Source organism: Citrobacter sp. BDA59-3 (assembly GCF_015167655.1).
Classification (GTDB): domain Bacteria; phylum Pseudomonadota; class Gammaproteobacteria; order Enterobacterales; family Enterobacteriaceae; genus Phytobacter; species Phytobacter diazotrophicus.
Genome location: NZ_CP063427.1, coordinates 2,459,828 through 2,474,388, shown reverse-complemented (window position 1 = coordinate 2,474,388; position 14,561 = coordinate 2,459,828). Strand labels below are relative to the sequence as shown.

Here is a 14,561-nt window from a genome sequence, read left to right as displayed (position 1 = left end):
TCCAAAGGCGAATTAACGTTTACTTAGCGCAAGGCGGGTTGCGAAAAGCAAAAACACAACGCCAGTTGCGCGATCCATCCAGCGTATAACGGCTTCTTTACGTAAAAATGATGACAGTGGGCGCGTCGCCGCAATTAACGTTGTTGACCATATGGTTCCCAGCACCACATGAATCATCACAAGGCCAAATGTCCAAATAATGAGCGGTTGCCCATGCGGAATAAACTGTGGCAAAAAAGAGACGTAGAAAATACCCATTTTGGGATTCAGTACATTGCCTAACATGCCACGAATAAACCAGTTCTGCTTTTTATCTTCACCCGCAACAGAGAAAACAGCGGTACGCGGGCGAATGAGCATATCTACGCCCAGCAAGCATAAATAGGCAGCGCCACAATATTTGAGAATAGAGTATCCCAGTTCCGACACCGCAACTAATGCCCCAAGGCCGAAGGCAACGGCCGCTCCCCAGATGAGACAACCGGTGTTAATGCCAAAGGCTGCTTTAAATGCCTGACTCCGTCCCTCCACCGCGGCAGTACGTAAAATCAGCGCGGTATCGAGACCCGGTGTGAGCGTGAGCAGCGTCGCCGCAAAGGTAAAAGCAATCAAACTATCAATAACAGGCATGCAGCATTCACCCTTTTTGAGAAAGAGATAAAAAAACAATGGGCACCATAAAGGTGCCCAGGACCATCAGAACCCGTAAAAATCAAAAACTAACGCGTTGCGATGCCGATTAAGAATACACTTTCTTATCGCGTGGATACGCATATTGCGACGGGACTGCCCTTCCAACCAACGCGCCTTGCGACGACTGGCCTGCCGGGACATACGCCAGCGCCCCACTTCCGTTCTACTACGCTTCATTTCTACGACTCTTTCCTAACAAAGAACTCCCATTATAAACCCTGGACGTCACCAGACCAGTCCTTTTCAGCGCCGTTTTTGTTTGCCAGATGAGTCCTTATGCGTAAACTCCTTATATCAGATTTTCAAAAGGATTTTTTTGTTATGACAACCTTCTACACGGTTGTGAGTTGGCTGATCTTTTTGGGCTACTGGCTGCTCATCGCTGGCGTGACGCTGCGCATTCTGATGAAGCGCCGTGCGGTCCCTTCTGCCATGGCATGGCTGCTGATTATTTATATTCTCCCTCTGGTGGGGATTATTGCGTATCTGTCCGTTGGGGAACTACATCTTGGTAAGCGCCGCGCTGAGCGGGCTCGTGCGATGTGGCCATCCACTGCCAAGTGGTTAAAAGACCTTAAGACGTATCACCATATTTTCGCGACTGAAAACAGCAGTGTCGCCACTTCTCTGTTCAAACTCTGCGAACGGCGTCAGGGCATTGCGGGGGTGAAAGGTAATCAGCTCCAGTTGCTCACTTCCTCAGATGACGTGATGCAGGCATTGATCCGCGACATTCAGCTAGCCCGCCATAATATCGAGATGGTGTTTTATATCTGGCAGCCAGGAGGAATGGCCGATCAGGTCGCCGAATCCTTGATGGCGGCGGCCCGCCGCGGTGTGCATTGCCGTTTAATGCTTGATTCAGCAGGCAGCGTCGCGTTTTTCCGCAGTCCGTGGGCTGGCATGCTGCGCAATTCAGGTATAGAAGTGGTCGAATCGTTAAAAGTTAATCTGATGCGTGTGTTTCTGCGTCGGATGGACCTGCGCCAGCACCGCAAAATGATCCTTATTGATAATTACATCGCCTATACCGGCAGTATGAACATGGTGGACCCCCGCTTCTTCAAACAGGATGCGGGCGTCGGTCAATGGGTCGATTTAATGGCACGGATGGAAGGCCCCGTGTCTACCGCGATGGGGATCGTCTACTCCTGCGACTGGGAGATAGAAACCGGAAAACGCATCCTCCCACCGCCACCGGATGCCAATATCATGCCGTTTGAGCAGGCCAGCGGGCACACAATCCACACCATCGCCTCTGGTCCGGGGTTCCCGGAAGATCTTATTCACCAGGCATTATTAACCGCAGTTTATGCCTCGCGCGAATACCTGATTATGACGACTCCCTATTTCGTCCCCAGCGATGACCTTCTACATGCCATTTGTACCGCCGCGCAACGAGGCGTTGACGTTAGCATTATCCTGCCGCGTAAGAATGACTCGGTGCTGGTTGGCTGGGCAAGCCGGGCCTTTTTCACCGAACTACTGGCTGCGGGGGTAAAAATCTATCAGTTTGAAGGCGGACTTCTGCATACGAAAAGCGTGCTGGTCGATGGCGAGTTAAGCCTGGTGGGAACAGTGAACCTTGATATGCGTAGTCTGTGGCTTAATTTTGAGATTACACTGGTTATCGACGATACCGGCTTTGGCAGCGATCTGGCCGCCGTGCAGGATGATTATATTTCGCGGTCTCGCTTGCTGGACGCGCGTCTGTGGGTTAAACGACCGTTCTGGCACCGGATTGCAGAACGACTGTTTTACTTCTTTAGCCCATTGCTGTAAAACGTGCCCAAATGATATTAAACAGGTAGTCATTATGGAAATGGATCTGAACAACCGCCTGAGCGAAGACGAAACGCTGGAGCAGGCTTACGATATTTTTCTCGAACTTGCGGCGGATAATCTCGACCCGGCAGATATCATTCTGTTCAATCTTCAGTTTGAAGAGCGTGGCGGTGCGGAATTGTTTGATCCCAGCGAAGACTGGCAAGAGCATGTTGATTACGATCTGAACCCGGACTTTTTCGCCGAGGTGGTGATTGGCCTCGCGGATAGTGACGGTGGCGAAATCAACGATGTCTTTGCCCGCGTACTGCTCTGTCGCGAGAAAGATCATAAGTTGTGCCACATTCTCTGGCGCGAGTAGTAAAAAGAAAAGGCTGACTTTCGTCAGCCTTTTTCATTTAGAGCGGGTCAACCTTAAGGCACGAGACCGCATGGCGGAAACTACCTTCCAGCACCGGGCGGGTCTGCGCGCACTCGGGTCCGGCAATCGGGCAACGCGTACGGAACACGCAGCCCGACGGCGGGTTGATTGGTGAAGGCAAATCCCCTTCCAGCAATTGAATCTGCTTGTTCTTTTCCAGATCCGGGTCCGGGATTGGCACAGCAGACATCAGCGCTTTGGTGTAAGGGTGCTGCGGATTGTGGTACACCTCGTCATAGGTACCCAACTCCACCGCGTGGCCCAAATACATGACCAGCACGCGATCCGAGATGTGTTTCACCACCGCGAGATCGTGGGCGATAAAGATCAGCGACAACCCCATTTCCCGCTGCAGTTTTTGCAGCAAGTTAACCACCTGAGCCTGGATTGACACGTCCAGTGCAGAAACCGGTTCGTCACAGATAATCAGCTTCGGTTCGAGGATTAGCGCACGGGCAATGCCAATACGCTGACACTGGCCGCCGGAGAACTCATGCGGGTAGCGGTTAATCAGGTTTGGCAGCAGGCCCACTTTCATCATCATGGCTTTGACGCGGTCACGCACTTCCTGACGCGGCATTTTCGGATGATAAGTACGCAGCGGTTCCGCGATGATTTCACCAATGGTCATACGCGGATTCAGCGATGCCAGCGGGTCCTGGAAAATCATCTGAATGTCACTGCGCACATCGCGCCATTCATCAGGCTTCATCCCGAGCAAATCTTTGCCCAGCCACGCCACTTTGCCGTCAGTTGCTTTGACAAGCCCAATAATCGCACGGGCAAAGGTCGATTTCCCGCATCCGGATTCGCCCACTACGCCGAGTGTTTCCCCTTCATACAGACGCAACGTAACGCCGTCTACCGCTTTCAGTGTTTTGGATGGTTGCCAGAACCATTGCTTACCGTCTTTTATGTCGAAATGCACTTTCAGGTCAGCAATTTCCAGGAGTACTTTTCTTTCTTCTGTTACGGCATTCATACCAGTTCCTCCACCGGCTTAAAGCAGGCGCGCAAACGTCCCGGGGCAAACTCCTCCAGCGGCGGAGCACTGCTACAGATTTCCATCGCATGCGGGCAACGCGGCTGGAACGGACACCCTTTGGGCAACCGCAGCAGGTTCGGCGGGTTACCAGGGATGGTCAGCAACTCTTCACCTTCGGCGTCGAGGCGCGGTACCGCATTGAGCAGACCGATCGAATAGGGATGTGCCGGATGGTAGAACACATCGCGCGCCACACCGTATTCCATAGTACGCCCGGCGTACATCACCAGCACTTTGTCACAGATACCCGCTACCACGCCGAGATCGTGGGTGATCATGATAATGGCAGTGTTGAATTCACGTTTAAGCTCATTGAGCAACGTCATGATCTGCGCCTGTACAGTCACGTCCAGCGCGGTAGTCGGTTCGTCGGCAATGAGCAGTTTTGGCCGGCACATTAATGCCATAGCAATCATTACGCGCTGGCGCATCCCGCCGGAAAACTCATGCGGGTACATGCGCATACGCTTGCGCGCTTCCGGCATTTTCACGGCGTCGAGCATTTTGACCGACTCTTCAAATGCTTCGGCCTTACCCATGCCTTTATGCAGCATCAGCACTTCCATTAACTGCTCACCGACCCGCATATACGGATTCAGTGAGGTCATCGGGTCCTGGAAGATCATGGAAATCTGCTCGGCACGCAGTTTGTTCAGCGCGTGCTCAGGCAAGTTCAGAATCTCTTTGCCATTGAATTTCGCCGAACCACCAATACGCCCGTTCGATGCCAGCAGGCCCATCAGTGCAAATGCTGTCTGAGATTTACCCGAACCCGATTCACCCACAATGCCGAGAGTCTCGCCGGCACGCAGGCTAAAGTTCAGGTCGTTTACCGCCGTAACGTCACCGTCCGGGGTTTTAAACGTCACACGCAGATCGTTAACATCCAGAAGAATGCCCGAATGCTGCTGCGCCTGTGGCGCCAATGAGGTTTCATGCTTGCTCATAACAGCACTCCTTAACGATCTTTCGGGTCGAGAGCATCACGCAGCCCATCGCCGATAAAGTTAAAACAGAATAACGTCACCACCAGGAAGCCTGCCGGAAACAGCAGCAGCCATGGGGAAACTTCCATCGAGTTTGCGCCATCGCTAAGCAATGCGCCCCAACTGCTTAACGGCTCTTGCGTTCCCAAGCCAAGGAAACTCAGAAATGATTCGAACAGAATCATGCTCGGCACCAATAGTGAGGCATACACCACCACGACGCCCAGCACGTTGGGAACGATATGACGAATGACAATATTTCCTGTCGATACACCGCCTACCTGAGCCGCTTCGATAAACTCTTTGCGTTTCAGACTCAGCGTTTGACCACGGACGATACGCGCCATATCCAGCCAGGAAACCATACCGATAGCCACAAAAATGAGCAGGATGTTTTGCCCGAAGAAGGTCACCAGCAGGATAACGAAGAACATAAACGGGAATGAGTTGAGGATCTCAAGCAGACGCATCATCACAGAGTCCACTTTACCGCCGAGGTAACCGGACAGTGATCCGTAAAGAGTTCCCAGGATAACCGCAACCAGCGCGGCAGCAATACCAACCATAAGCGAAATACGCCCACCAATGGCAACGCGCACCAGGAGATCACGGCCGGATGAATCCGTCCCGAAATAGTGCCCGGAGGTTGTATCAGGCGCACTGGACATCATGCCCCAGTCCGTATCGAAATAGCTAAACTGCGATAGCATCGGCGCGAGGGTCACGAAAAGCGCGATAAAGAACAAGACGACAAGGCTGGCGACCGCTGCACGGTTGTGCATAAAGCGACGTCGTGCATCCTGCCACAGACTGCGACCTTCTACTTCCAGTTTTTCACTGAAGTTTTCCAGCGCCTCGCTGTTTTTTTTACTTAACATCATGGCGTACTCCAGTGTTAATAACGAATTTTCGGATCGATAACGGCATACAGCACATCGACAATCGCGTTAAATACAATAGTCAACGTCCCTACCAGTATGGTCAAACTTAATACCAGCGAGTAATCACGGTTCAATGCGCCATTCACAAACAACTGGCCAATACCGGGTAAACCGTAAATCGTTTCGATAACCATTGAGCCGGTGATAATACCGACGAAGGCAGGCCCCATATAGGAGAGCACAGGCAACAATGCGGGTTTCAGCGCATGGCGGAAAATAATGCGGCGCATCGGCAAGCCTTTCGCTCGTGCGGTACGAATAAAGTTTGAATGTAGCACTTCAATCATCGAGCCACGCGTGATACGCGCAATACTGGCGATATAGGCCAGAGATAATGCGACCATCGGCAGGATCATGAATTTTGGCGCGCCGCCATTCCATCCCCCGGCGGGTAACCATTTAAGCGTGATGGCGAAAATCATCACCAGCAGCGGAGCGACAACGAAGCTCGGTATCACAACCCCGGTCATCGCCAGTCCCATCACGGAATAGTCCCATCTGGTATTTTGTTTCAACGCGGCAATGACGCCCGCACTCACGCCAAAAATCACCGCCAGTAAAAACGCCGCAGCGCCTAATTTCGCAGAAACGGGGAAGCTGGCCGCGACCAGATCATTCACCGTGTAATCTTTGTATTTAAATGACGGCCCAAAATCACCGTGCGCGAGCTGTTTCAGATAGCTGGCGTACTGGGTCAGAATCGGATCGTTCAGATGATATTTCGCTTCGATATTCGCCATGACTTCTGGCGGCAGCGTACGCTCACCGGTAAAAGGACTACCCGGCGCAAGACGCATCATAAAGAATGAGATAGTAATAAGAATAAGTAGCGTCGGAATCGCTTCCAGACAGCGACGTAGGATAAATTTCAACATTGCCCGTACCTTCTGGCCTGTGCCTTTGTAGTGCGATGAAATAAGACACTGTGGGGCAGGATTATCCTGCCCCACTCATTGCCATTAATGCTTGATAATATACAAGTTTTTAACGTAGATATTATCCATCGGGTCTTTACCGGTATAACCACCCACCCACGGTTTCACCAGACGGGCGTTTACGTAGTAATACACCGGGACAATCGCAGAGTCTTTATCGAGCTGCTGTTCAGCCTTGGTGTAAAGCTCCGTACGTTGCGCTTCGTCGGTGACTTGCAGCGTGTCGGTAATCAGCTTATCAAAGGCCGGGCTCTTATAGTGCGCGGTGTTGTTGGAGCTGTCAGACAGCATGGTATTCAGGAAGGATGTCGGTTCGTTATAATCCGCACACCAGCCTGCACGCGCCACGTCAAAGGTGCCCTGATGGCGGCTGTCGAGGAAGGTTTTCCACTCCTGGTTCTCCAGCTTGACGTCTACGCCCAGATTTTTCTTCCAGATAGAAGCAACCGCGATAGCCAGTTTTTTATGCAGGTCAGAGGTGTTGTACAGCAGGTTGAACGTCAGCGGCTTGTCAGCCGTGTAGCCTGCTTCAGCCAGCAGTTTTTTCGCTTCTGCGTTACGTTTGTCTTGTGACCACTTGAACCATTCCGGCTCAACCAGTTTTGCACCGTCAGTGTATGGCGGGGTGTAGCTGTAAGCTGGCAAATCGCCCTGGTTCTTCACTTTATTGACGATGATGTCACGATCCAGAGCCAGTTTCAGCGCGGTACGAACACGAACGTCAGTAAACGGCGCTTTCTGGTTATTGATTTCGTAATAATAAGTACACAGGTACGGGTCGACGTGGACTTCTTTTGGAATTTCTTGTTTCAGTTTCTGGAACAGTTCAATCGGCATGTTGTTATAGGTCATGTCGATTTCACCGCTGCGGTAGCGGTTAACGTCAGTCACTTCTGAGGAAATCGGCAGGTAAGTTACCTGGTTAATTACCGTTTTCGCGTTATCCCAGTAATTGGTATTACGCTCAAGCACGATACGTTCGTTGACAACCCAATCTTTCAGTTTGTACGCACCGTTAGTCACGATATTCGCGGGCTGGGTCCATTTATCACCGAATTTCTCGACAACGGCTTTAGGAACTGGCGACACGGAGGCGTGTACCAGCAGTTTGTAGAAATAAGGAACCGGTTCGCTCAGCGTGACTTCAAAGGTATTGTCATCAAGCGCTTTTACGCCCAGCTCGGAGGTCGGTTTTTTACCGGCAATGATGTCATCGATATTCGCAATGTGACCATATTGCAGGTAGCTGGCGTAAGGGGATGCAGTTTTTGGATCTGCCAGACGCTGCCAGCTATAAACGAAGTCGTGTGCCGTAACCGGCGAGCCGTCGGACCATTTCGCGTCTTTACGCAGATGGAAGGTCCAGACTTTGAAATCTTTGTTTTCCCACTTTTCAGCGACACCGGCACTCGGATGGCCTTCAACATCTGTGACTAACAGGCCTTCAAACAAATCGCGGCTGACGTTTGATTCCGGCACGCCTTCAATTTTATGCGGATCAAGAGACTGTACTTCCGAACCATTATTACGAACCAGCGTTTGCTTCTCTGCCAGTTGAACGCCTGCAGGAACATCCGCCGCCATGGCTACGTTACCTGCAATTAGCGCGGAGAGAACGCCCGCCGCTACGAGACTTTTTTTTGTGATGATGGACATTGTGTTGATACTCCACTCATTATAATTACTGACATTAATGCCAGCCTGTTTTGTCCCCTAAAGGGGGCCTGTACAGCGCAGGAGCTTTTGGCTGCTGTCAGGCATCGTTTTACTGCTTGCTATCACCGACTTTATTTCTTACAAGCCGCTCGGATGGCGCCCTTACGTCGATTTTGTTACACGTCTCCCCTGTCGAGACGCCTGTTACTCTTGCATTTGCAGGATGAGATTTGTATTTGAAAACAATTCTCATTTGCGTAGATTCTTAAGACAAATACAGGGCCGGAAAGTACCAAATGGCCCATTACGCCGCCAATACAATTTGCAAATTTGTTAACTAATTCTCTTTTATTCGCTCTTTCAACCGTGCTGTAAGAACGCGCAGTCATGCTTAAACAAAAAATTAGTATTTTAAATCATGCAGATAGACAGTAATTCATCGGTATTGTTACATTCGCAATACCATTGCACGTTTTTTGCACAAAAAATCAACATTCGATTATTATCTAGCACATTTGTCTGTCTGAGCGACGAAATTACTAATATCATTTCAATTATCTGACAGCAAGCCCCAGAGTATCGTGTGAGGGAAATAACAGTGTTGTTGGATTAATTTCTCGCCATTTAGCAATGTAACGAAACGTAAATAACTGAAATAAAAGAAATTATTTAAATCATGTTGATTTATTATATTTATGGTTTTTTCTGACTTTAGTTATATGATTTGCTGATAATGCTGCGTTTCCAACGCCCTGCGCAGCATTATTTCGCCAGCAAGCAAGTCAGTGTAGTAACCCCGGGAATATCCCTTTAACGCCTGCAACGATAAATTCAATACCGAGTGCCATCAGCAATAAACCCATGATACGGGTAATCACGTTAATCCCGGTCTGCCCAAGCAGACGTACCAGCCAGGGTGCGATGCGGAACACGCCCCAGGAACAAAAAGCAAAAAGAGCTATTGCCACTGAAAATCCCGCGAGGTACTCCACGCTGTGGTAGCGCGTGCCCCAGACAATAGTCGAGCTGATGGCCCCCGGCCCTGCCATTAAAGGTAAAGCCAGCGGCACAACGCCGATACTCTCTCTGATCGCCGTTTCTGATTTCTCTTGCTTGTTTTGTTTGTCCTCACCCAGTTTGCCGCTGATCATCGACATCGCTATGGTTACCACCAGGATCCCCCCGGCTATACGAAACGAGTCAATCGAAATACCAAATAACTGAAGAATCCCGTCCCCCAGAAAAAGCGACGTCCAGAGAATGATGGCAACGGAAAGGTTCGCGGTGAGATTAGTTTTGTTCCTCGCCCCAGCCGTTTGATAGCTGGTCATACTAATAAATACAGGAATAATTCCGATAGGATTGACCAGCGCGAACAGGCCGATAAAAAACTTAGACCAGGTAGGAAAGTCAAACAGTGTTTGAGTCACAGAGTGCTCCGCAGCATTGCAAGGCAAAGAAGAAAGTATAGAAACAATAAGACCCTGCTAAATATACGATTATTTGCAGCACAACTCACCATAAATCCTGTCATCTTCCTTACATCCCGGCATGTTATGCATTTGTACTAATTATGATAATGTTAGTCGGCGCCGCCCTTTTATCATTAACATTTGATACAAATGCCCAAAAACAGTCTGCTGAAAGGTGTCAGCTTTGCTGTAACTTGATTTAGATCACGTAATCGGTACTCAGAAGTGAGTACTCTTGGAGACGTCGTCAGGGAGTAGAACCATCAGTTTGAATGATGTTTCGTTGAGGCTCTTTCAGTAAATCAGTTAGGTTGGGCAAGGCGCTAACTACTTGTTTTTCTGTAATTTACGCAACCTGCACCCGGTCTGTCTATACTGTCGTTTCGGACAGCTGGTTTACTAAAAGAGTTTAACATTATCAGGAGAGCATTATGGCTGTTACTAATGTCGCTGAACTTAACGCACTCGTTGAACGCGTGAAGAAAGCCCAGCGTGAATATGCCAACTTTACTCAAGAGCAAGTTGACAAGATCTTCCGCGCCGCCGCCCTGGCTGCCGCTGATGCCCGTATCCCTCTCGCTAAAATGGCCGTTGCCGAATCCGGCATGGGTATCGTCGAAGATAAAGTGATCAAAAACCACTTTGCTTCTGAATATATCTACAACGCTTATAAAGATGAGAAGACCTGCGGTGTCCTTGAGGAAGATGACACTTTTGGTACCATCACCATCGCTGAACCTATCGGTATCATCTGCGGTATCGTTCCAACAACTAACCCAACTTCTACGGCAATCTTCAAGTCGCTGATCAGCCTGAAGACTCGTAACGCAATCATTTTCTCTCCACATCCGCGCGCTAAAGATGCAACAAACAAAGCGGCTGATATCGTTCTGCAGGCGGCTATCGCTGCGGGCGCACCAAAAGATCTGATTGGCTGGATTGACCAACCTTCTGTTGAACTGTCTAACGCATTAATGCATCACCCTGACATCAACCTGATCCTCGCAACTGGCGGCCCGGGCATGGTGAAAGCAGCATATAGCTCCGGTAAACCGGCTATCGGCGTAGGCGCAGGCAACACACCTGTTGTTATCGACGAAACCGCTGATATCAAACGTGCTGTCGCTTCTGTTCTGATGTCTAAAACCTTCGACAACGGTGTTATCTGTGCTTCCGAACAGTCAGTAGTGGTTGTTGATTCTGTTTACGACGCTGTTCGCGAACGTTTTGCTACCCACGGCGGCTACCTGCTGCAGGGTAAAGAGTTGAAAGCCGTTCAGGACATTATCCTGAAAAATGGGGCGCTGAATGCCGCCATCGTTGGCCAACCGGCATACAAAATTGCTGAACTGGCAGGCTTCACGGTTCCTGCAACGACCAAAATTTTGATCGGTGAAGTGACTGTTGTTGACGAAAGCGAGCCGTTCGCTCACGAAAAACTGTCTCCGACGCTGGCAATGTACCGTGCGAAAGATTTCGACGATGCGGTAGTAAAAGCAGAGAAACTGGTTGCCATGGGCGGTATCGGTCACACCTCTTGCCTGTACACTGACCAGGATAACCAGCCGGCTCGCGTGCAGAAATTCGGCGCGGAAATGAAAACCGCACGTATCCTGATCAACACCCCGGCTTCTCAGGGTGGTATCGGTGACCTTTATAACTTCAAGCTCGCACCTTCCCTGACTCTGGGTTGTGGTTCCTGGGGTGGTAACTCCATCTCTGAAAACGTTGGTCCGAAACACCTGATCAACAAGAAAACCGTTGCTAAGCGAGCTGAAAACATGTTGTGGCATAAACTTCCGAAATCTATCTACTTCCGCCGTGGCTCTCTGCCAATCGCGCTGGATGAAGTGATTACTGATGGTCACAAACGCGCGCTGATCGTGACTGACCGCTTCCTGTTCAACAACGGTTATGCAGACCAGATCACCTCTGTGCTGAAAGCGGCTGGCGTAGAAACAGAAGTCTTCTTCGAAGTTGAAGCTGACCCGACACTGACTATCGTACGTAAAGGCGCAGAGCTGGCGAACTCCTTCAAACCTGACGTGATCATCGCGCTGGGTGGTGGTTCCCCGATGGATGCGGCGAAAATCATGTGGGTCATGTACGAACATCCGGAAACTCACTTCGAAGAACTGGCGCTGCGCTTTATGGATATCCGTAAACGTATCTACAAGTTCCCGAAAATGGGTGTGAAAGCGAAAATGGTTGCTATCACCACCACTTCCGGTACCGGTTCAGAAGTGACGCCGTTCGCAGTTGTAACTGACGATGCCACTGGTCAGAAATATCCGCTGGCAGACTATGCTCTGACCCCGGATATGGCAGTTGTTGACGCAAACCTGGTCATGGACATGCCGAAATCACTGTGTGCATTCGGTGGTCTGGATGCAGTAACCCACGCGCTGGAAGCTTACGTTTCTGTACTGGCGTCTGAGTTCTCCGATGGTCAGGCTCTGCAGGCTCTGAAACTGCTGAAAGAAAACCTGCCAGCGTCTTACCATGAAGGTTCTAAAAACCCGATTGCACGTGAACGTGTACACAGTGCTGCTACCATCGCGGGTATCGCGTTTGCGAACGCCTTCCTGGGTGTGTGTCACTCCATGGCGCATAAACTGGGTTCACAGTTCCATATTCCGCACGGTCTGGCGAACGCCCTGTTGATCTCCAACGTTATCCGCTATAACGCGAATGACAACCCGACTAAACAGACTGCATTCAGCCAGTACGACCGTCCGCAGGCTCGTCGTCGTTACGCAGAAATCGCTGACCATCTTGGTCTGACTTCTGTTGGTGACCGTACTGCTGCGAAAATTGAGAAACTGCTGGCCTGGCTGGAAACCATCAAAGCTGAACTGGGCATTCCTAAGTCAATCCGTGAAGCAGGCGTTCAGGAAGCTGATTTCCTGGCTCACGTTGACAAACTGTCCGAAGATGCGTTCGATGATCAGTGTACCGGTGCTAACCCGCGTTACCCGCTGATCTCCGAGCTGAAACAAATCCTGCTGGATACCTACTACGGACGTGAGTTCAAAGAAGGCGCGCCAGCAGAAGTGAAAGCCGAAGCAGTAAAAGCGGATAAAGCAGACAAAAAAGCGAAGAAAACCGCTTAATTGTTCTGGCTACGATAACCAGCCTGATGGCTAACATCTGTCAGTTAAGCAAGATGATCGGTTGAACTTTCCGGCAGGTAAACGACAAAAGCCCCATCAATTCTTTGATGGGGCTTTTTTATATTTTCAACATGCCTTGATGTGATCTCTAACCGTGCTCTACCCGCCTCATTCTCCTGCTACCAGCAGACTATTTCTGTCGAATCGACTGAAGTCCACAACCGTAAGCGTAAACATCCCACAGACGTCACTGGCTGGCTGATACTGGCTATGAGTACACTTTTGCACGCACAGACACGTATGAGCAGGCAGGCGGCGGAGATAAACGAAGGGAATGCGGAGAGGCACACTGAGAATCCAACCACCAGACCGTGTGCCCTGATATCGCTGTAGAAGCGGTTAGCACCGCATAAAGGTGATATGCACTACACGACGCTCTTATTGTCCCGGGCGCAAATCCTGAGGCTTTTCAGCGTTGTTTTTGAGCCCGTAATCAATCAGCAGCGCACGTAGCTACAGTTGAACTATCCTCTTAAACGCGCCTGAATAGCGGACAGAGAGCCTTCTGTGAGGGCCTCTTTATAATGTTTACGGCAAACGGATACATAGCGCTCATTACCGCCAATAACGACTTGCTCACCCTCATTATATGGCCGACCCGCCTGATCAAGGCGTAGCACCATGCTGGCTTTACGTCCGCAGAAACAGATCGTTTTTAGTTCAACCAGTTTATCTGACCACGCCAGAAGATATTGGCTACCGATAAACAACTCACCGCGGAAATCCGTTCTTAATCCATAACAGAGCACGGGAATATCAAGTTCATCGACAACGTCAGACAACTGATATACCTGCTGGCGGGTTAGAAATTGACTTTCATCAACTAAAACGCAGTGGATAGGTTCGCGCTGGTGCTCAGCATTAATTTCATCTTTAAGGGATGTATTTTGGTTAAAAAGACGCGCTGGCGACGATAAGCCAATACGTGAACTTACCTTCCCTGCCCCAAAGCGGTCATCAATTTCCGCGGTATAGACCAGCGTGCGCATGCCACGTTCCTGATAATTGTAGGAAGACTGCAGTAAAGCCGTGGATTTTCCGGCATTCATCGCTGAGTAGTAGAAATAAAGTTGCGCCATTGCCCGCAAGACCCCAATCAAAGTGTGATATTCCTCGGCAGGATTGTATCATATTTTAACATGCCACCTGGAATGCCGGGCGTACACTTTACTTACATTGCGGACATGATTTCAGCGATATACTTCACGCTATTTTTCTCTCGTAAGCTGTTGCTGACAAAGAAACAGACAATAAGCGCACCGCGCCTTTTCTGGGTATAAAAAACAAGAAATTTCAGCGCCAGGCTCAAGAAATTATTAATGTTTTATGCAAAACGACGCTGTTGTGAACCCTAATAAAAAAGGTTGATATTTATCCATCGAAACTATAATTCGTATGAGATTAATCAGTTAAAAGCGCTGATTAAACACCTGAGCCGTTCGGGTGATAATGCT

Annotated in this window: 12 protein-coding genes; 3 read left to right on the top strand and 9 right to left on the bottom strand. The window is 49.9% G+C overall.

The features are described from left to right. Positions 1–12: 12 nt before the first annotated feature. Both IP582_RS11630 and IP582_RS11625 read right to left on the bottom strand, forming a co-directional pair. A complete protein-coding gene (locus IP582_RS11630; protein ID WP_193796044.1) occupies positions 13–630 on the bottom strand; it encodes a LysE family translocator in 618 nt (205 codons plus the stop codon). Between the two features lie 66 nt (positions 631–696). Beyond that, complete coding sequence (locus IP582_RS11625; protein ID WP_125124753.1) at positions 697–870, bottom strand: YciY family protein; 174 nt, start codon at positions 868–870, stop codon at positions 697–699. A gap of 144 nt (positions 871–1,014) precedes the next feature. On the opposite strand from IP582_RS11625, the gene cls reads away from it, so the two are divergent. Continuing rightward, positions 1,015–2,475 (top strand): cardiolipin synthase, encoded by a 1,461-nt coding sequence (gene cls / locus IP582_RS11620; protein ID WP_039076985.1) that lies wholly within the window; start codon positions 1,015–1,017, stop codon positions 2,473–2,475. Positions 2,476–2,509: 34 nt separating this feature from the next. Continuing rightward, positions 2,510–2,839 (top strand): HI1450 family dsDNA-mimic protein, encoded by a 330-nt coding sequence (locus tag IP582_RS11615; RefSeq protein ID WP_039076909.1) that lies wholly within the window; start codon positions 2,510–2,512, stop codon positions 2,837–2,839. A 37-nt stretch (positions 2,840–2,876) separates the two neighbouring features. On the opposite strand, the gene oppF is transcribed toward IP582_RS11615, so the two are convergent. From oppF to IP582_RS11585, 6 genes are all read right to left on the bottom strand, one after another. Further along, entirely contained in the window at positions 2,877–3,881 is a 1,005-nt protein-coding gene (gene oppF, locus IP582_RS11610; RefSeq protein WP_039079158.1) for a murein tripeptide/oligopeptide ABC transporter ATP-binding protein OppF, read from the bottom strand. Continuing rightward, a complete protein-coding gene (locus IP582_RS11605) occupies positions 3,878–4,891 on the bottom strand; it encodes an ABC transporter ATP-binding protein (protein ID WP_193796043.1) in 1,014 nt (337 codons plus the stop codon). Before IP582_RS11605 ends, oppF begins: the two co-directional genes overlap by 4 nt. Before the next feature lie 11 nt (positions 4,892–4,902). Next, complete coding sequence (gene oppC, locus IP582_RS11600) at positions 4,903–5,811, bottom strand: oligopeptide ABC transporter permease OppC (RefSeq protein ID WP_193796042.1); 909 nt, start codon at positions 5,809–5,811, stop codon at positions 4,903–4,905. A gap of 14 nt (positions 5,812–5,825) precedes the next feature. Beyond that, positions 5,826–6,746: an oligopeptide ABC transporter permease OppB gene (gene oppB / locus IP582_RS11595; protein WP_193796041.1), complete on the bottom strand. Its 921-nt coding sequence runs from the start codon at positions 6,744–6,746 to the stop codon at positions 5,826–5,828. A gap of 84 nt (positions 6,747–6,830) precedes the next feature. Beyond that, complete coding sequence (gene oppA, locus IP582_RS11590) at positions 6,831–8,462, bottom strand: oligopeptide ABC transporter substrate-binding protein OppA (protein WP_193796040.1); 1,632 nt, start codon at positions 8,460–8,462, stop codon at positions 6,831–6,833. 782 nt (positions 8,463–9,244) lie between these two features. Next, positions 9,245–9,892: a YchE family NAAT transporter gene (locus tag IP582_RS11585; protein WP_039079163.1), complete on the bottom strand. Its 648-nt coding sequence runs from the start codon at positions 9,890–9,892 to the stop codon at positions 9,245–9,247. A 473-nt stretch (positions 9,893–10,365) separates the two neighbouring features. Here IP582_RS11585 and adhE point away from each other — a divergent pair, with 473 nt between their 5' ends. Further along, positions 10,366–13,047, top strand: coding sequence for a bifunctional acetaldehyde-CoA/alcohol dehydrogenase (gene adhE / locus IP582_RS11580; protein WP_039079164.1), 2,682 nt, complete (start codon positions 10,366–10,368; stop codon positions 13,045–13,047). Positions 13,048–13,571: 524 nt separating this feature from the next. On the opposite strand, the gene tdk is transcribed toward adhE, so the two are convergent. Next, on the bottom strand, positions 13,572–14,186 hold the full coding sequence (gene tdk / locus IP582_RS11575; RefSeq protein WP_193796039.1) for a thymidine kinase: 615 nt from the start codon (positions 14,184–14,186) through the stop codon (positions 13,572–13,574). Between the last annotated feature and the right edge of the window lie 375 nt (positions 14,187–14,561).

Excerpts from the sequence above, each read along its gene's own strand:
- oppA (WP_193796040.1), bottom strand. The coding sequence starts at position 8,462 with ATGTCCATCATCACAAAAAAAAGTCTCGTAGCGGCGGGCGTTCTCTCC.
- IP582_RS11630 (WP_193796044.1), bottom strand. The coding sequence starts at position 630 with ATGCCTGTTATTGATAGTTTGATTGCTTTTACCTTTGCGGCGACGCTG.
- adhE (WP_039079164.1), top strand. The coding sequence starts at position 10,366 with ATGGCTGTTACTAATGTCGCTGAACTTAACGCACTCGTTGAACGCGTG.
- IP582_RS11625 (WP_125124753.1), bottom strand. The coding sequence starts at position 870 with ATGAAGCGTAGTAGAACGGAAGTGGGGCGCTGGCGTATGTCCCGGCAG.
- tdk (WP_193796039.1), bottom strand. The coding sequence starts at position 14,186 with ATGGCGCAACTTTATTTCTACTACTCAGCGATGAATGCCGGAAAATCC.
- cls (WP_039076985.1), top strand. The coding sequence starts at position 1,015 with ATGACAACCTTCTACACGGTTGTGAGTTGGCTGATCTTTTTGGGCTAC.
- IP582_RS11605 (WP_193796043.1), bottom strand. The coding sequence starts at position 4,891 with ATGAGCAAGCATGAAACCTCATTGGCGCCACAGGCGCAGCAGCATTCG.
- IP582_RS11615 (WP_039076909.1), top strand. The coding sequence starts at position 2,510 with ATGGAAATGGATCTGAACAACCGCCTGAGCGAAGACGAAACGCTGGAG.
- oppB (WP_193796041.1), bottom strand. The coding sequence starts at position 6,746 with ATGTTGAAATTTATCCTACGTCGCTGTCTGGAAGCGATTCCGACGCTA.
- oppC (WP_193796042.1), bottom strand. The coding sequence starts at position 5,811 with ATGATGTTAAGTAAAAAAAACAGCGAGGCGCTGGAAAACTTCAGTGAA.
- oppF (WP_039079158.1), bottom strand. The coding sequence starts at position 3,881 with ATGAATGCCGTAACAGAAGAAAGAAAAGTACTCCTGGAAATTGCTGAC.